Raw genomic sequence first — 17,645 nt, 5'->3', positions numbered from 1 at the left:
ACACCAAAGCTTGGACGACGTGTATTGTTTCCGTCAAAACGGGCAGTGACTTGGTCAGATAGTTCAGCAATTTCTGTCACTAACTCTTTAATTTGAGCCGCTTTATCTGATTCATCTAAAGCAGCAACTAATTCGATTGGACTTTCTAGACGTTCTAAATAAGCTTTTAATTGAGTTTTAATGTTTTGATCTAACATCTGTTTTTACTCCAATGCATCCAAATTCTTTCAATAGATGCATAGTACGTGAAAACATAAAATAGGTAAAACAGTATGTTTTTATAGATTTAATCGGTTTTTTGAATTATTGAGGCTATTAATAAGTAAGATCAATAATTTATCTCTAAAATGTTCTTTTTTATGTTTTGTAGTGTTTTAAAGTGAAAGTATTTAAAAATTTATATATGTTATATGGCTGTAAAGATTTTATGTCATAACATTAAAAGGTACTTTCATGTCATTGCAACGCGGCATTTATCAGCATTATAAAGGTAATCTCTATCAAGTTTTTTCTGTAGCAAAACACAGCGAGACTGAAGAAGAGTTAGTCGTTTATCAGTGTCTTTATGGTGACTATTCAACTTGGGTACGTCCGCTAGAGATGTTTACTGAAACGGTGCAAATGGCTGATGGAAGTATCGTGCCGCGTTTTAAGTTAATTCAAAGCACTTAACGCAAACGACTTTTATATAAAATAACGATTTTAAAGGGTGAATATATGCCAAATACTTTTTTCTTACAAAGAGTTGCCGATTTATATGACACCTTTAAACGACATGATGCGCAGCAGACAGATCGTTTGCTGCGGTATCGTAATATTGAGGCGGAGTCTGCAAAATTACTATCGCAATTTATTCGGATGCAGCAAGCCAAATCAATTTTAGAAATCGGTACTTCAACAGGTTATTCTACTTTATGGCTTGCCGAGGCGGCACAAGCTACTCATGGAAAAGTAACCACGCTTGAAATTGATGCCAATCGTAGTAATGAGGCTAAACGCCATGTGACTGAACTGGCATTAGATGAATTGGTTGATTTTTGGGTTGGAGATGCAGCCGATTACCTAAAAGAAACTCAGGAAACTTTCGATTTTATTTTGTTAGATGCTGAGCGACCTGCTTACGAGAATTATTGGCCAGATTTAAAACGTTTAATGAAGCCAAAAGGTGGCGTACTCATTATTGATAATGTTATTTCACATGCGGCTGAAGTCAGTTCATTCTTAGCTTTAATTAAAAAAGATGAGAATTTTATGAGCAGTATTTTGCCTGTAGGCGCTGGTTTATGCATTGTAGTGGCAAGGTAAGCCATTTAAAAATCTGATTTATTCATTCATAAAGGCCTGTTCAAAGCAGGCCTTATTTCATTATGTTATGAAGCATTTACTAAAGATAGGCGAGTAAAGTGTAAGTCGAATTCTAAATATTTATGTACAAAAGCAGCTTTGTCTGTTGATCGTAATAAGTTGTCATAAATAAATTCTGGTACAGGATGATAAAGTTCGCCTGAACCATCGCTATAAAATATTTTTAGATGACGTGAAGTCGCATTGTATTTCCATGAAGTGACTGCCACAGTATTCGTCATAAATTTTTCCCCTTTTATTTCATATTACTTAAGCTCAAAAAACATCGGTTATTTATTCGACATTACTCAAACTTCATGTAATGGGGAAGGGCATAATTGTAAAAGTATCAGTAGAAAATGTGATGTGCTTATTCAAAACAAAAGAACCATCCGATGAGGGATGGTTCTTTGAGTTTTTAAAATCTAATAAGAGATTAGATTTTACCAACTAGGTCGATAGATGGAGCAAGAGTAGCTTCGCCTTCTTTCCATTTAGCTGGGCAAACTTCACCTGGGTGAGCGTGTACGTATTGAGCAGCTTTTACTTTACGAAGAAGTTCAGATGCGTCACGGCCGATACCACCAGCGTTGAGTTCAACGATTTGGATTTTACCTTCTGGATCGATAACGAAAGTACCACGGTCAGCTAAACCTTCAGATTCGATAAGAACGTCGAAGTTTTTAGAAAGAGTCCAAGTTGGGTCACCAACTAATGGATATTGGATTTTTTTGATTTCTTCAGAAGTGTCGTGCCAAGCTTTGTGAGTGAAGTGTGTATCAGTAGATACAGCATAAATTTCAACACCAAGTTTTTGGAATTCAGCGTAGTTGTCAGCTAAGTCACCAAGTTCAGTTGGACAAACGAAAGTGAAGTCAGCTGGATAGAAGAATACAACAGACCATTTACCTTTAAGGTTAGTTTCGTTAACTTCAACAAATTGGCCGTTGTGGTAAGCAGTTGCTTGGAATGGTTTAACTTCAGTATTAATCAAGCTCATCATTGTCTCCATGATTGAGGTTTATATTTAAACTTGTTTACGAGATGTAGAATAAATAAAAATTCTTTATTGGGGAAATAGTATTTTTACATGACTAAAATCGGAAAATCGAATAAGTGATAAATTTACGATTTTTAAGTCCCCAAACACTGTATTCGATTTGACTGCAAAAACATGTAAATCAAATGACAGTTATCGTAAAAGAAACTTGCCTAACAACATGAAGTCTCGTTAGTCAAAATTCAAGGGTAAAATTTTAAAAAATTAAAAATATATAAAAAACCAACTGTTTTACCTGAAGAGCATTAAAGCGTAAAATAGAGGATTGTTGTATTTTCAGGAAAATTTATCTGTGCTGAATGGTTTAAATATAGATCAATGGGTGATGGCAAGAGATCGTTACCGTTTAAATCGTTTGCGTAAAGATAAAAAAGCCGATACTTCAGAGATTGAAAAATTATTTGAACAGTCTAATGCAAAAGTTAGACAGCGTTTTGAACGTCTCCCTAAAATTAAACTGAATCAGGATTTACCTGTTTCGCAATATGCTGACCGTTTAATTGAAGCGATTCAAAAGCATCAAGTTATTATTGTGGCAGGTGAGACAGGTTCAGGTAAAACCACACAGCTTCCTCAGATTGCAATGTTAGCGGGACGTGGCTTAACGGGAATGATTGGTCATACCCAACCACGTCGTTTAGCTGCACGTAGTGTTTCTCAGCGTATTGCAGAAGAAGTCGGCGAAAAGCTTGGCGAGTCTATTGGTTTTAAAATCCGCTTTAATGAACAAGGTTCGCAAGATTCAATTGTACGGTTAATGACCGACGGTATTTTGCTTGCCGAGTTAGGTAATGACCGTTATTTGTCTAAATATGACACGATCATTATTGATGAAGCGCATGAACGCTCACTCAATATCGATTTTATTATGGGCTATTTAAAGCAGTTACTGCCAAAACGCCCAGATCTAAAAGTTATTGTGACTTCGGCAACTTTAGATGTAAATCGCTTTAGTAATTACTTTAATGATGCACCTATTTTTGAAGTAGAAGGGCGTAGTTATCCTGTCGAAGTGCTTTATCGCCCAATTTCAGAAATGAATATTGGCGGAAGTGATGACGATGAGTTTGATGATTTCGAAGAAAACTTACCTCGAGCAGTCGTACAGGCAGTAGAAGAATGCTTTGCTGACGCAGAAGCAAAAGGTCACCCCGAACATGCCGACATTTTAATTTTTTCAAGTACAGAACAAGAAATTCGTGAGTTGCAGGAAACCTTACAAAAGTACGGGCCAAGACATACCGAGATTTTACCTTTGTATGCGCGTTTAGCTGTTTCTGAACAACAGAAGATCTTTAGTCCGGGTGGAAAAGGCCGTCGTATTATTATTGCGACCAACGTAGCCGAAACTGCACTTACGGTTCCAAACATTCGTTATGTGATTGATAGCGGTTTTGCTCGTATATCGCGTTATAACTATCGTTCACGTGTACAACGCTTACCAATTGAAGCAATTTCTCAAGCCGCAGCCAATCAGCGTAAAGGGCGTTGTGGCCGTATTGCTCCGGGTGTGTGTATCCGTTTATATAGCGAAGAAGACTTTTTAAGTCGTCCTGAATTTACCGAACCTGAAATTAAAAGAACCAACTTAGCATCTGTTATTTTGCAAATGCAGAGTTTAGGGTTAGGTGAGTTAGAAAACTTCGATTTTATTGAGCCGCCAGATTTCCGCCTTGTAAATGATGGTCGTAAGTTGCTGATTGAGTTAGGCGCACTTAACGAGAAGAAAAATGAGCTGACTAAAGTCGGGCAAATGATGGCACGTATGCCAATTGACCCACGTTTGGCACGTATGATCGTGGGCGGTGCTCATTTTGGCGTACTCAAAGAAATCTTAATTGTGGTAAGTGCTTTAGCGGTTCAGGACCCGCGTGAGCGTCCAGCAGATAAACAAATGCAAGCTGACCAAAAGCATGCATTATTCAAAGAAGCTGATTCAGATTTTCTGTTTTATTTGAAACTTTGGGAGACTTTAAATCCTAAAGGCGAAGCAGGAATGTCTGAAAATAAACGGCGTCAATTTGCCAAGCAGCATTTCTTAAGCTGGTTGCGTTTACGTGAATGGAAACAGACACACCGGCAATTGGTTGAGTTAGCCGAAGGCTTAAAACTCAGTTTTAATGAAAAACCTGCGAATTATGAAAACTTGCATCGTGCATTGCTGACAGGTTTATTATCGTTCATTGCCAATAAAACTGATGAACGAAATACCTTTATGGCAGTGCGTCAGCAAAAGGCTAAAGTTTTCCCTGCGAGCACTTTGCATAAAACCAATACCTCTTGGGTGATGGCTTTTGAGATGGTCGAAACCTCTCAAGTGTACTTACGTACTTTAGCCAAAATTGATCCCGAATGGATTTTACTTGCTGCACGCGACTTGTTGAAATATCACTATTTCGAGCCACATTGGTCTAAGAAAGCGGGAATCGTAAATGCATATGCACAAATTTCCCTGTTTGGTTTAATTATTGAGCCAAAGCGGTTAATTAATTTTGAGAAAGTTGACCAACCTGCTGCCCATGAGATTTTCTTACGTGATGCATTAACCACGGGTAACTTGGGTACGATTCCGCCATTTTTAAAACACAATTTACTTAAGCTTGAAGAAGTAGAGCGAGTTGAAGATAAATTGCGTCGCCGTGATTTAGTGGTGGATGAAGAAACGATTTATCAGTTTTATGCTTCTAAGATTCCGGAAGAAATTGCGAGCCGCCGTAGTTTTGAAGACTGGCGTGCGACAGTAGAAGCAAATAATCCTCGTTATTTATTTATTGAGGATGATGCGCTCTGGCTCAATGACCGACCAACAACACAGCAATTCCCAGATCATTTACACAATGGGCAGCTGCGTTTAGCAACTACATATCATTTTGACCCGAGCCATGACGAAGATGGTGCTACTGTTCAAATTCCTGTACAGGCTTTACCTCAAGTGGATGAAAATATTTGGTCATGGGGAATTCCGGGTTGGCGCCAAGATTTAATTGAGGCTTTACTCAAAGCTTTACCTAAAGACAAGCGTCGTAATGTGGTGCCAATTCCTGATACAGCTCGTAAGCTCATGCAAGGGGTTGATGCAGTACATTTACGTGAACATATTTTTAGTTATTTAGCTTTTGCCTTACGTGGTGAGCAAATTACCGAAAAAGATTTCTCGTTTGAACGTATTGATCCATATCTGGTGCCTTTCATTAAAGTGATTGATGAAAAAGGCAAGCTTATTGCGAAAGGTCGTGATTTACCTGAGTTAAAAGCACGTTGCCGAGTGGAAACACATCGTCCAGTTAAACAGCAAAAAGGCGAGTTTAAAGACTTTCCTGAAAACTTTACTTTTGAGGCTTCTCATAAAGTCACGGGCGTTGTAGTTAAACAATATCAGGCTTTAGTTCCGACCAAGGCTTTTGCTGACCTCGAAGCTAAAGATGAGTCAGGCATTGTTATTCAAACGTTTAACGATCAAGCTGAGGCGATTAAACAGCACCGCGAAGGTATTATTCGTCTGGTACATATGCAACTGGGTGACTTGGTCCGCCAGTTGAAAAAGCAGATTTCAAAACCGCTCGCATTGGCTTATTCACCTTTGGGCGATAAAGCTAAGCTTGAGCAGATGTTGGTCTATGCAACGTTGCAGATGGCAATTACGACTTTGCCAATTAACGCTGATGAATTTAATAAGCTGCTAGATCAGGTCAAAAAGCAATTTTTGAGTTATGGTCAGCAAGCACTTGAGCAATTAAGTGATATTTATATTCAGTGGCAACAAATTCGTCGTCAGCTTTTAGTACTTGATCCAGACGTATTTGGACGCAGTATTGATGATATTGAAGATCAGTTAGATTTAATGTCACTTGGCAATTTTGTTTACTGTCAACCAGTCGATCTTTGGCAGGAATACCCGCGTTATTTAAAAGCACTGCTATTGCGTTTAGATCGATTGCCAAATAATCTACAGCGAGATCATGCTGCAATTGACGATGTCGATCCATGGATGGACAAGGTATTTAAATTCAAAAACGATCCAAAAATCAAAGAATTGTATTTGATGTTGGAAGAATTCCGCATTTCTTTATTTTCTCAACCGACGAAAACCAAGATGCCTATTTCGCCAACTCGACTGCAAAAGTTATGGGATCGTTTGGGAATCAGTTAAGATAGATCGGGGTCTGTTTATGCTGTTGTTTAGCCTACAACGCAATTTATAAATGAAAGATTAACAGACCCTATTCATTTTTTTAGGAGTTTTACATGGGCATTCGTATCACAGGTACTGGGTTATTTCACCCAACAGAAATCATTTCTAATGAAGAACTGGCCGACAGTTTAAATGCTTATGTGGAACAATATAACCAAGAGAATGCAGAGAAAATTGCAGCAGGTGAGCTAGAAGAGTTACGTGGTTCTAGTGCTGAATTTATTGAAAAAGCGTCTGGTATTAAGCGCCGTTACGTGATTGAAAAATCGGGTATTCTCGATCCAAATCGTTTGCGTCCTCGTTTGTCTGAACGTTCAAATGATGAACTTTCACTTCAAGCAGAGTGGGGCGTCATTGCTGCGAAACAGGCAATGGAAAATGCAGGCGTAACTGCTGAAGATATCGATGTTGTGATTTTGGCATGTTCAAACATGCAGCGTGCTTATCCAGCAGTTGCAATTGAAATTCAGTCGGCACTTGGCATTCAAGGTTATGCCTACGACATGAACGTTGCATGTTCAGCTGCCACTTTTGGTTTGAAACAAGCAGCAGATGCAATTCGTTCGGGTGCTCGCCGTGTTTTATTGGTGAACGTTGAGATTACTTCTGGTCATTTGGACTATCGTAACCGTGACTGTCACTTCATTTTTGGTGATGTTGCAACGGCTTCTATTATTGAAGAAACCACTACTAAAACTGGTTTTGAAATTTTAGATATTCATTTATTTACTCAATTTTCAAACAACATTCGCAATAACTTTGGTTTCTTAAACCGTAGTGAAGATGCGGTAGTTGATGACAAATTATTCCGTCAAGATGGCCGCAAAGTATTTAAAGATGTTTGTCCACTTGTGGCAAAAATCATTAATGCGCAGTTAGAAAAAATGCAGTTAACTGCAAACGATATCAAGCGTTTTTGGTTACACCAAGCCAATGCCAACATGAATGAATTAATCTTGAAATATGTGGCTGGTAAAGAGGCAGATCTAAGCCGAGCGCCTATTATTTTAGATGAGTTTGCCAATACCTCATCAGCAGGTGTGATTATTGCTTTACATCGTACAGGCCACGAAGTGGATGATGGCGAATATGGCGTGATTTCATCTTTCGGCGCTGGTTATTCAGTAGGTTCGATTGTTGTACAAAAGCACGTTGCTTAAGTTGCAAAGTTAATAAAAAAACGCTCGTAAGAGCGTTTTTTTATGAGCGAAATAATATAAAAAAGAAGGCCAAAATTGACCCGCTTCAATTGAATCAAAAATGATTAAAACTTTTTGGTGTAGTTTACAAATAAGCGGTCTTCACCAAAGTCATTGCCGTGTTTAACGTTGTAATCAATACGAATATATTGCAGGGCAACACCCTTTAAGAATGGCTGTTGAAACGCATAGTTTAAAATTACATTCGACTCAGTTTCATAATTTTTTTCGCCATTGGCCGCTTTAAAATCATGGCCATAGACATATTTAACCATTGTATTTAAGCCCGGAACATAATCTTTAAAGTCATAGCCATACATCACATGGTAAGACTTTTCGTCTTCTTTAAAGAAACCAGTAGCATTCCAGTTAATGAAATAGGTCTCTGGTAAAAAGCCATCTGGTAGAGGGTAAGCCGACTCACCGATAATCTGTTGATAACCCAAACCAAAGGTATGATTTTTTACTTTAAGTGTTTCTAGCACTCCAATGTTTCGAGCATCAATATCAAAGGTGTTGCCGTCATCTTTTGCATTAAAGTACTTAAACTTAGAGGTCAGGGCAAAATTAGGTTGTTTCCAATTATGCTCAAGTCCAACATAGTGTTTGTTGTAGAGGTCTTCTAAATTACCAAAATAATATTCGCCCTTTAAAGACGGCGTGAATTGATAGCGCAGATCTATGTAATTTAAACCATCAGATTCTTTGGTAATGCCGTTCGCTGTAAAAGAAAACTTTTTAAAATCTTCTTCATTTCGTGGTGATACTTTTTCAACCCGACCAATTTCTGCATAAAGCTGATCTGAAAGTTGCGACTTAAGATTGGTTCCCCAATATGAAGCAAGTAATTGTCGGCTCGCATCCACAGCCGTTACAGGCAGGTCTAACCAGAGTTCACCGACACTTAAAAGGGTTTTGTCATAACCTAATTTTAAAGTTGCGCCGTATTTTAAAAAGTCAGATGCTTGTGATTGAGTTTCTTTATTAAAAGGCAAAACTGTGTCCGCAACATGTTTGTCTGAACTCAAGCGAACGGCGTATTGAACAGAAGCATCTGCGCCAATGGTAATAGGCTTGTCTGCAATTTGCAGAGGGGTGTCATGCATTTTCGACTTATAAAATAGCGATGCTGCCTGAGACCAACTGCCCGTATCTTTGAGTGCATCATTATCAAAATTACGATTGATATAGGCATTCTTTAGCGTGAACTTCCATTCATCTTCGGGCTGCTGATTTGGATTTGCGGCCCATGAGTTGCTGCACATCAGTAATAAAGTGGTAACGGCTAAAGTGTTTGGTTTAAAACGGTGAAATAATTCCATAATCCATTTCCAAAAAAGATGCGCCAGTCCTCGGCGCATTTAATTTACTGCTGGGTAAGCGTGTTTTGAGGGTTAAAAGTTGATGGCGTTTGTGCAGCAACTGAGGCTTTGAGATTGACCATAAATATTGCAAGTGCAGCAATCACGCCAGGGATTGCAATCGCTAAGAAATTCATTTGGTGAGGAAGCTCAAGTGTGAGTAGGGCTCCAGTTAAAACTGGTCCAATAATCGCGCCAATACGACCAATGCCGGATGCCCAGCCCATGCCAGTTGAACGAAGTGCTGTCGGATAGAACTGTGCAACGAAAGTGTAGAGTAAGATTTGCGAACCAATGGTGGCAGCACCAGCAATCGCAATCAGGCTATATAAAATAAATTGTGGACTATTAATGCCAAGCAGAATTAAAGCTGCTGATCCGACAATGAACATGATCGTAATAACAGGTTTTAAATGGAATCTGTCTGCTAAAGCACCGCCACCAATTGCACCGACCATGCCGCCAATATTGAGTGCAAACAGGAACAACATGCTTGCACCTAATGAGTAGCCCGCTTGTAGCATGAGTTTAGGTAACCAGCTTCCTAAGGCATACACCATGAGTAAGCACATAAAGAAAGCAATCCAGAACATAAATGTGCTGAAGGTACGGCCTTGCTGGAAAAGCGCACGGACAGGTGCATCTGTTGTTGTGCTTTCGTTTAATACCAGTTGAGTATTGGCGTTTACCTGAGTTTGAGGTGCAATTTTACTCACAATACTTTTTGCCTGTTCGCCATGGTTAGATTTCACTAAAAAGGCAAGAGATTCTGGCAAAAATTTCCAGATGAGTGGGAGCAGCAATAGGGGAATACCCGCAATTAAAAACATGATTTGCCAGCCCATATCTTTCACAAGCCATGCGCCGAGTAGTGCAGAGGTCATGCCACCAATTGCATAGCCACTAAACATGATTGCGACTAATGTACTGCGGATTTTTTTTGGTGCGTATTCAGTCATAAGTGCGACCACATTTGGCATAACGCCACCAATCCCAAGACCTGCGATAAAGCGCAAAATAGCAAACTCTGTTGGTCCTTTGGCAAAGGCACCCATAAAGGTAAATCCGCTAAATAAGGTGACACAAATCAGGATGGTTTTTTTTCGTCCCAGTTTGTCTGAAAGCGTGCCGAAAATCATGGCACCAAACATCATCCCGAATAGCGCAGCACTGGCGAGTAACCCAGCTTCTACCGCAGTTAATGACCATTGTTGCATTAACAGAGGAAGAGCAACTCCATAAATAACTAAATCATATCCATCAAAAATAATAATAAGTAAGCACCAGATTAAAACTTTCCAATGAAAAGATGTAAAACTGGCTTTATCAATTAACTCATTAATATTAACCTTGCTCGTATCCATTTTCTTCACCTCCAATTTGTGAAGTATCGCGTTATTTTTTAATAAACTATTTTGTTATTTGATTAGAGTCAAAAACCTAATTGATATATCTTTATGTTTTTAAGGTATTGTACTTTTATTGATTTAATTATTTGAAAAATATGTATTTATTTTTATTGTTCTAGTTGGCTTTGTTGTGTCTTTAAAATAGGGTTAAATATTGTATAGTGAGAATTTTAAGGATTTTATAGATACTTTTTTATAGATTTTATTGATGAGAATCACGCTTGAAAATATTGCTAAATTTATATTAAAAATTGAGGTGGAAATATAAAAAAAATACTAAAGTCTATTATTTAATTATTTTGGAAATTGATCTTAAAAATGAAATTTAATTTATATTAAATAAAATCGCCAAATCAGGGTTAGCGAATTATTTGCATCCTGATGTGGCGGTTGAGGTTTTATTTTAGTGGCGGGCGCTTAGATAAAAAACTTAATTTGTAGTTGGCGTTGATCGTGGTGTGAGAATAAAATGTGCGATTACACCAATACAAATTCCCCAGAAAACTGAGCTTAATCCAAGGAAATGCATGCCTGATGCCGTGGCTAAAAAGGTAATAAGTGCAGCATCACGTTGATTGTCATTTTTCATGGCAACAGAAATATTGGTGGCAATTGCTCCAAGCAAGGCTAAACCTGCCAATGCTGCAACCAACTCTTTAGGAAGTAAGCTAAATAGCATGACAATACTGCCAGCAAATAAGCCTCCTAAAATATAAAAAATTCCATTGGCAATTCCTGCGATATAGCGTTTTTCTTTCAGTTCATGTGCATCTTTGCCCATACATAAAGCGGCGGTAATTGAGGCAAGCACAATGGTAATACCACCGACGCAGGCAACAGCTAAAGAGGCAATACTAGTGACAGTAATAATGGGTTTGGCTGGGGTATCGTAACCGCTGAGTTTCATAATCGCCATACCCGGTAAAAATTGGCCGGTTAGACTGACTAAAATGAGAGGAACGGCGAGGTTCAATGTTGAGTTCCATGTCCATTCTGGGCTAATCCACTGTGGAATAGCTAAACTAAAACTCACATCAACCGGATTCATTTTGCCCAAAATGAGGCTTAATAAAACTCCTGCAGCTAACACCCAAATCATGGTGTAGCGCGGCATTAAACGTTTGGCAATTAAAAAGACAATAAGCATGCTAAAGACAATAAAAGGCATGCTATCAGACGCGGTAAATAGACCAATACCAAATTGAAAAAGAATACCCGCCATCATGCCTGCAGCGACATCTTGCGGAATCCACTTTAGTAATTTGTCGAAGTAACCTGTAACACCAATTAAAAAAATAACAATGGCAGAAGTAATATAGGCGGCTACTGCTTCATTCAACGAGACGTTTGGAAATAGGGTAACTAATAGGGCAGTGCCCGGTGCAGACCATGCGGTTATGACAGGAGTTTTATATTTAATTGAAAGATAAATACCTGAAACGGCGGCACCAATTGAAATTCCCCAAATCCATGACACCATCATATCGGTGGACACATGAGCACGCTGAGCAGCTTGGAAAAAAATAATCAGTGGGCCTGAGTAAGAAATTAAAACCGCAAGAAAGCCAGCAACTGTTGCTGATATGGACCAGTCATTTTTTAACGTCTTTAACAGGGTTGCCATGTGTGATTGCCTCCATGCAAATCATGTTATTTACCCAATCATGCAAAAAGATCAGGGTTAACCCTGATCTCCACCTCCGACCGGAATGACCGATCCCGTCATATACGATGCGTCATCTGATGCAAGAAATAAAATTGCATTGACTTGTTCTTGAATTGTGCCATAACGGCTCATAAATGTTCGATCTATTGTTTGATCAACTACTTGCTGCATCCAGTCTTTTTCATTTTGACTTAATGGATTGGCATTGCGTGGTACTTTCCGAGGTGGTGCTTCGGTTCCACCAGTCGCAACAGCATTGACTCGAATTCCATCTTTAGCATGTTCAAAAGCAAGCGATGCCGTTAAAGCATTTACTCCACCTTTAGATGCCGAGTAGGGAATACGATTAATACCACGGGTTGCAATTGAAGACACATTTACAATCACCCCCGATTGTTGCTTAATCATGGCAGGTAACACAGCACGGCAACACCATAACGTTGGAAACAACGAGCGATTTACTTCCTTAATGATCTCTTCTTCGGAAAACTCTTCAAAAGGTTTCATCCAGATCGCACCACCCACATTATTAATCAGAATATCTATCCGACCATAATGTTCAATGGCTCTTGCAACTACTGCTTGCGCGCCTGCATAGGTTTCTAGGTCAGCATTAATCGTGACGGCATCACCACCTGCACTCCGAATTTCTTTAAGAACGTCTTCAACATATTCAGAGCGGTCAGCCATGACGACTTGTCCACCCTCAGCCGCTACTTGTAGTGCCACGCCACGACCAATGCCTTGAGCACTACCCGTAACAATCACGACCTTATCGGTAAATCTTTGACGGTTTGACATAGATAACTTCTCCACCTGTTAATTCGCAGAGAATTTTTCAAACAAGAAATTAGCAGGTTTGATATTTTCAGTTTCTAACCAGCCACGTACAGCTTCTACCATTGGTACCGGGCCACATAGATAAACATCAACATCGCCACCGTTTAACCATTCACTTTCAATATGACCAGTGACATAGCCTTTGCGTTCATGGTTACTTTCAGGGCTTGCAACCACAGTTCGATATTCAAACCATGGGAATTTCGCCTGTAACTCATTGAGTTTTTCTAGAGCAACCAAATCAAAGTCATTGGTGACGCCAAAGACTAAACGAACAGGTTGTTCTGAACCTTTTTCTTCAAGCACTTGTAACATCGACATAAATGGGGCAACGCCAGTACCGCCTGCAAGCATCAGCACTGGGCGCGCTACATTACGCAAATAGAAGCTACCGAATGGTCCGGTAAATGTCATCTTGTCACCGGCTTTAGCATTTTTACTTAAGAATTCACTCATTTTACCGTTCGGTACGTTACGGACCACAAAGCCCGTTAAGCGATTGCCCGGTTTTGAGCTAAATGAATATGAACGGGTTTCGCCAGTTTCAGGAATTGCAACATTCACATACTGACCTGCAAGGAAATGAATATCCGGTTGGCCTTCATCAAGTTGAATATCAAACGTGATGGTTGAATCTGATAAGTTTTCAACGCGAGCTAATGTACCTTGGAAGCTATGAATTTCTGTTTTGCAAACATCTGACGACGCCTGAATCTGGAATACCGCATCGGAAGTTGGGCGACATTGGCAAGCAAGAATATAACCTTGCTCAGCTTCTTCAGGGGTTAATGCATCTTCAATATAGGTTTCTTCTGGCATGTCATAACTACCGGACTCGCAAAATGCGCGGCAAGTTCCACATGCACCATCACGGCAATCCAAAGGAATATTAATTTTTTGGCGATAGGCTGCGTCAGATAGGGTTTCGCCTTGAGCTACGTTAATGAAACGTGTAACACCATCTTCAAATTGAAGTGCGATATTGTGGTTTGACATGGCATGTATCCTACAAAATATTTGAAACTTTTACCCTCAGCCAACAGTCCGTTTAGCTGAGGGGGTATGTCTTAAAGGTGGTAAATATCAATCACTTGATTGATGTAGTCATTTTTCAAAACGACATACTTGCTCAAGATTTTTGGTTGATCACCTGAAAAATCGATCACATAACGTGACATACCGAAATAGCTGTAATTTGTCTTGTAACGGAAACTCAAAGTATTCCAGTTAAAGCGAACAGTAACTTTGTCGCCGTCGCGATCGAGAACTTCAACGTTGGCAATATTGTGGCTTGTGCGTGTGTCCGGCATGGTTGCAGATGAGCGTTCAGTTTTGATACGGAACACCCGATCTTCTAAACCTTGACGGTCTGGATAATAAATAAGTGAAATTTCAGATTGCGGGTCTTCAGTTAATTTATCGTCGTCATCCCAAGCTGGCATCCAGAAAGAAGCTTCTGGTGCATAGCATTCAAGCCAGTCATCCCATTGTTCATCATCTAAAAAGCGAGCTTCACAATAGAGAAACTGAGCAATATTTTCTAAAGTTGCTTTGTCTTGAGTGCTCATGCTGTTTCTCCCTGATCAGCAATTTCTTTCTCTGATGCAATCGCGTGTTTCATGGTGTGTAACCAATATTGATGTTGGGCAAGATAAAGTCCCTCATCTTCAGTTTTAATCCCACTTAACATTGGTTTTAAACCGATTTCGTTCGCTGCATCGTCTGGTCCATAAATCCAGTGTTTTGAACCGCGGCACATGTCATTCCATTCAAGTGCAATCCCTGCATAGCCTGCCTGACAAGCACGGAATTCTTCTAAATCGTCTGGTGTTGCCATGCCTGAGGCATTAAAGAAATCTTCATATTGACGGATACGACGTGCACGAGCTTCAGGTGCTTCACCTTTAGGCGCGATACAGTAAATGGTGACTTCAGTTCGATTAACCGAAAGTGGGCGAAGTACACGAATTTGCGAACCAAACTGATCCATCAAATAAACATTTGGATAGAGACAAAGATTACGTGAGCGCTCAATCATCCATTTCGACATCGCTTCACCGTATTTTTCGGTGTATTCGTCTGCTTTCGGGAAGTTTGGACGGTCTTCTGGGTTTGCCCATTGTGTCCAAAGCAACATGTGGCCATTTTCAAAGCCATACGAGCCACCGCCTTGTTTACCCCAAGAACCTGCACTCATGGCACGAATGTTATCGGCAGCTTGAGTTTCTTTACGGTGTTGAGTTGTTGCTGCATAGTTCCAGTGAACAGCAGAAACATGATAACCATCGGCACCATTTTCAGCGGTGAGTTTCCAGTTGCCTTCATAAGTATACGTAGATGAACCACGTAAAACTTCTAAACCATGTTCAGACTGGTCAACAATCATGTCGATGATTTTGGTGGTTTCTCCCAAGAATTCTTCAAGTGAAGGAACATCGGGATTTAAGCTACCAAATAAGAAACCTTTGTAACTCTCAAAACGAGCCACTTTTTTAAGGTCGTGTGAGCCATCTTGGTTAAAACAGTCAGAATAGCCTGCTTCACTTGGATCTTTAACCTTAAGCAATTTACCTGAGTTGTTAAAAGTCCAGCCGTGGAAAGGGCAAGTATACGTTGCTTTATTACCACGTTTGTAACGGCAAAGTTGTGCTCCGCGGTGTGAACACGCATTGATCATGGCATTCAATTCACCGTTACGGTTGCGGGCAATAATGACCGGCTGACGACCAATGTGAGTGGTGTAGTAGTCATTATTATTTGGAATTTGGCTTTCGTGTGCTAAGTAAACCCAATTACCTTCGAAGATATATTTCATTTCGAGGTCAAATAGGGCTTCGTCAGTAAACACTGAGCGATGAAGTTTAAATTCACCTGTATCGATATTATCGACAAGTAATTCATCAATACGGTCAAGATGGCTAGTATTGATTACAGGAATACGTGGCATGTCCGTTCTCCGACTTTCCAAAAGTGTGGAAGTCACCAAGGCCTTAGCTACGGTCTAAAAGGTCTTGATATCCTAATATTGTCAATGAAGCGCATGAGTGCGCTGGGTGTTTAACCGTGAATTGATGAAGATGAATAACTGGAAGATTGGCAAGAAGGCTTGTTCACAAAGCAATTCATCACTTCATCGGTTTGTTGCTTGTATATACCTTAAAAGAATGGTTAAACTGTGTCTAAGACTGAATTTGCATTTTTTTATATCTTAAAGGTATGGAAGCCTTATGGAACTAAGACATTTACGGTATTTTGTGGCGGTTGTTGAAGAGCAGAGCTTTACAAAGGCAGCCGAAAAACTATTTATTGCTCAACCACCTTTGAGTCGACAGATTCAAAATCTGGAAAGCGAGCTTGGCATTCAACTGTTTGAGCGTGGAAGCCGTCCTTTACAAACTACACAAGCAGGGCATTTCTTTTACCAGCACGCCGTTAAACTTTTGTCGAATGCTGAAGAAATAAAAAGTATGACCAAGCGTATTGGTCTCATCGAAAGAAGTATGACCATTGGTTTTGTTGGGTCTTTACTCTATGGTTTGCTACCTCGAATCATTTATTTATTTCGCCAACAACAACCTCATTTGAATATTCAGCTTATGGAGTTAAGTACAACCGAACAGTTACAGGCATTAAAAGAAGGACGTATTGATGTCGGTTTCGGGCGTTTAAGAATTAGTGATCCTGCTGTGAGACGAATTCTTTTACGTAAAGAGCGTTTGGTAGTTGCTGCACATACCAGCCATCCAATTGCACAGCGCACGGAAGGGGTATATCTAGCTGACTTGATTGATGAAAAGATGTTTATGTATCCCACTTCACCGAAACCCAATTTTTCGACCCAGCTTTTAAATATTTTTGCCGAGCATAGTTTGGTTCCAAAAAATATGCATGAAATACGAGAAATTCAACTGGCTTTGGGCTTAGTGGCAGCGGGAGAAGGGATCTGTATTATTCCGGCAAGTGCCGATACCATTCGATTTCCACACTTAAACTATATTCCGATTTTAGATAACGGCGCGGTCAGCCCAATTTTTATTACAGCACGGGCAATGGACAGAAGTGAAGATTTACAGTCACTGTTTGATTGTATTTATCAGGTTTATGACTTAGAAGGGATACCTTATCAACGGACTGTCTTTACACTCGATCAGAACCCGATAGATGATTCAAATGGTATCGACTTTTAAATAAAGGAGGTGCATAGCCTCAAAGGATGAAGCTATGCAGTTTTATATTTTATTGCACTTTCGCTGGGAAACCATCTTCTTCAAGTGCTTCGGTAATTTTATCGACGCTTTCACTGCTTTCAACAGTCACGATTTTGGTCACTAAGTCTACATCTACTTTTGCATTTGGATCGACGTCCTGAATCGTTGCAGTCACACCACGAGCGCAGCCACCACAAGTCATATTTTCAATAAGTAGTTTCATGTTCATACTCCATCAAGAATGAGATGTTTGTTTGGATAACACTGAGTCTAAACCTTGTCATGATTGTAAGGTCAAGACCAAATTTTTAAAAAAATATGCTTGACCTTCCCATGATGGGAATCTGTATGCTCAATACAGAATAT

The 17,645-nt window shown here is 39.7% G+C and carries 15 protein-coding genes and 2 pseudogenes; 6 read left to right on the top strand and 11 right to left on the bottom strand.

Annotated elements, in window-relative coordinates:
- Positions 1 to 197: hypothetical protein (locus tag J536_RS17335; RefSeq protein ID WP_032063471.1), on the bottom strand; the 197-nt coding region annotated here is incomplete at its 3' end.
- A 256-nt stretch (positions 198 to 453) separates the two neighbouring features.
- Between J536_RS17335 and J536_RS17330 the strand changes: the two genes are divergently transcribed.
- Together J536_RS17330 and J536_RS17325 are read left to right on the top strand one after the other, a co-directional pair.
- Positions 454 to 672 (top strand): DUF1653 domain-containing protein, encoded by a 219-nt coding sequence (locus tag J536_RS17330; protein WP_002119929.1) that lies wholly within the window; start codon positions 454 to 456, stop codon positions 670 to 672.
- A gap of 45 nt (positions 673 to 717) precedes the next feature.
- A complete protein-coding gene (locus J536_RS17325; RefSeq protein ID WP_002119940.1) occupies positions 718 to 1,305 on the top strand; it encodes an O-methyltransferase in 588 nt (195 codons plus the stop codon).
- A gap of 65 nt (positions 1,306 to 1,370) precedes the next feature.
- On the opposite strand, the gene J536_RS17320 is transcribed toward J536_RS17325, so the two are convergent.
- Positions 1,371 to 1,586: a KTSC domain-containing protein gene (locus J536_RS17320; protein ID WP_002119898.1), complete on the bottom strand. Its 216-nt coding sequence runs from the start codon at positions 1,584 to 1,586 to the stop codon at positions 1,371 to 1,373.
- A gap of 194 nt (positions 1,587 to 1,780) precedes the next feature.
- A complete protein-coding gene (ahpC, locus tag J536_RS17315; RefSeq protein WP_003652649.1) occupies positions 1,781 to 2,344 on the bottom strand; it encodes an alkyl hydroperoxide reductase subunit C in 564 nt (187 codons plus the stop codon).
- A 352-nt stretch (positions 2,345 to 2,696) separates the two neighbouring features.
- Between ahpC and hrpA the strand changes: the two genes are divergently transcribed.
- Together hrpA and J536_RS17305 are read left to right on the top strand one after the other, a co-directional pair.
- Entirely contained in the window at positions 2,697 to 6,554 is a 3,858-nt protein-coding gene (gene hrpA, locus J536_RS17310; RefSeq protein ID WP_032063470.1) for an ATP-dependent RNA helicase HrpA, read from the top strand.
- Between the two features lie 95 nt (positions 6,555 to 6,649).
- Positions 6,650 to 7,756 carry a beta-ketoacyl-ACP synthase III gene (locus J536_RS17305; RefSeq protein ID WP_032004013.1) on the top strand — a complete coding sequence of 369 codons (1,107 nt, stop codon included), beginning with the start codon at positions 6,650 to 6,652 and terminating at the stop codon, positions 7,754 to 7,756.
- A gap of 104 nt (positions 7,757 to 7,860) precedes the next feature.
- Here the strand turns inward: J536_RS17305 and J536_RS17300 are convergent, their stop codons facing one another.
- The 7 genes and pseudogenes from J536_RS17300 to benA all read right to left on the bottom strand — a co-directional run bounded on the left by J536_RS17300 (position 7,861) and on the right by benA (position 16,018).
- Positions 7,861 to 9,117, bottom strand: a complete 1,257-nt coding sequence (locus J536_RS17300) for an OprD family outer membrane porin (protein ID WP_032063469.1) — start codon at positions 9,115 to 9,117, stop codon at positions 7,861 to 7,863.
- Positions 9,118 to 9,161: 44 nt separating this feature from the next.
- Positions 9,162 to 10,520: an aromatic acid/H+ symport family MFS transporter gene (locus J536_RS17295; RefSeq protein ID WP_032056616.1), complete on the bottom strand. Its 1,359-nt coding sequence runs from the start codon at positions 10,518 to 10,520 to the stop codon at positions 9,162 to 9,164.
- A gap of 475 nt (positions 10,521 to 10,995) precedes the next feature.
- The gene (gene benE, locus J536_RS17290; protein WP_032056615.1) at positions 10,996 to 12,189 is read right to left on the bottom strand and encodes a benzoate/H(+) symporter BenE; all 1,194 of its coding nucleotides are present in this window, start codon (positions 12,187 to 12,189) and stop codon (positions 10,996 to 10,998) included.
- A 57-nt stretch (positions 12,190 to 12,246) separates the two neighbouring features.
- Positions 12,247 to 13,032 (bottom strand): 1,6-dihydroxycyclohexa-2,4-diene-1-carboxylate dehydrogenase, encoded by a 786-nt coding sequence (locus tag J536_RS17285; protein ID WP_032056614.1) that lies wholly within the window; start codon positions 13,030 to 13,032, stop codon positions 12,247 to 12,249.
- 18 nt (positions 13,033 to 13,050) lie between these two features.
- Positions 13,051 to 14,067, bottom strand: coding sequence for a benzoate 1,2-dioxygenase electron transfer component BenC (benC, locus tag J536_RS17280; protein ID WP_032056613.1), 1,017 nt, complete (start codon positions 14,065 to 14,067; stop codon positions 13,051 to 13,053).
- 52 nt (positions 14,068 to 14,119) lie between these two features.
- A pseudogene (gene benB / locus J536_RS17275) lies at positions 14,120 to 14,639 on the bottom strand (benzoate 1,2-dioxygenase small subunit).
- The gene (benA, locus tag J536_RS17270; RefSeq protein ID WP_032056610.1) at positions 14,636 to 16,018 is read right to left on the bottom strand and encodes a benzoate 1,2-dioxygenase large subunit; all 1,383 of its coding nucleotides are present in this window, start codon (positions 16,016 to 16,018) and stop codon (positions 14,636 to 14,638) included. Before benA ends, benB begins: the two are co-directional and overlap by 4 nt.
- Before the next feature lie 106 nt (positions 16,019 to 16,124).
- Between benA and J536_RS25335 the strand changes: the two are divergent.
- Together J536_RS25335 and J536_RS17265 are read left to right on the top strand one after the other, a co-directional pair.
- Positions 16,125 to 16,254, top strand: a pseudogene (locus J536_RS25335) (hypothetical protein).
- 44 nt (positions 16,255 to 16,298) lie between these two features.
- A complete protein-coding gene (locus tag J536_RS17265; protein WP_017386346.1) occupies positions 16,299 to 17,258 on the top strand; it encodes a LysR family transcriptional regulator in 960 nt (319 codons plus the stop codon).
- Positions 17,259 to 17,307: 49 nt separating this feature from the next.
- Here the strand turns inward: J536_RS17265 and J536_RS17260 are convergent, their stop codons facing one another.
- On the bottom strand, positions 17,308 to 17,508 hold the full coding sequence (locus tag J536_RS17260) for a heavy-metal-associated domain-containing protein (RefSeq protein ID WP_080776980.1): 201 nt from the start codon (positions 17,506 to 17,508) through the stop codon (positions 17,308 to 17,310).
- Between the last annotated feature and the right edge of the window lie 137 nt (positions 17,509 to 17,645).

Origin of the sequence: Acinetobacter sp. 809848 (assembly GCF_000581275.1) — a bacterium.
Lineage (GTDB): Bacteria > Pseudomonadota > Gammaproteobacteria > Pseudomonadales > Moraxellaceae > Acinetobacter > Acinetobacter pittii.
Note: the sequence above shows the minus strand (reverse complement) of the source record. Positions and strands in the feature narration are given on the sequence as shown.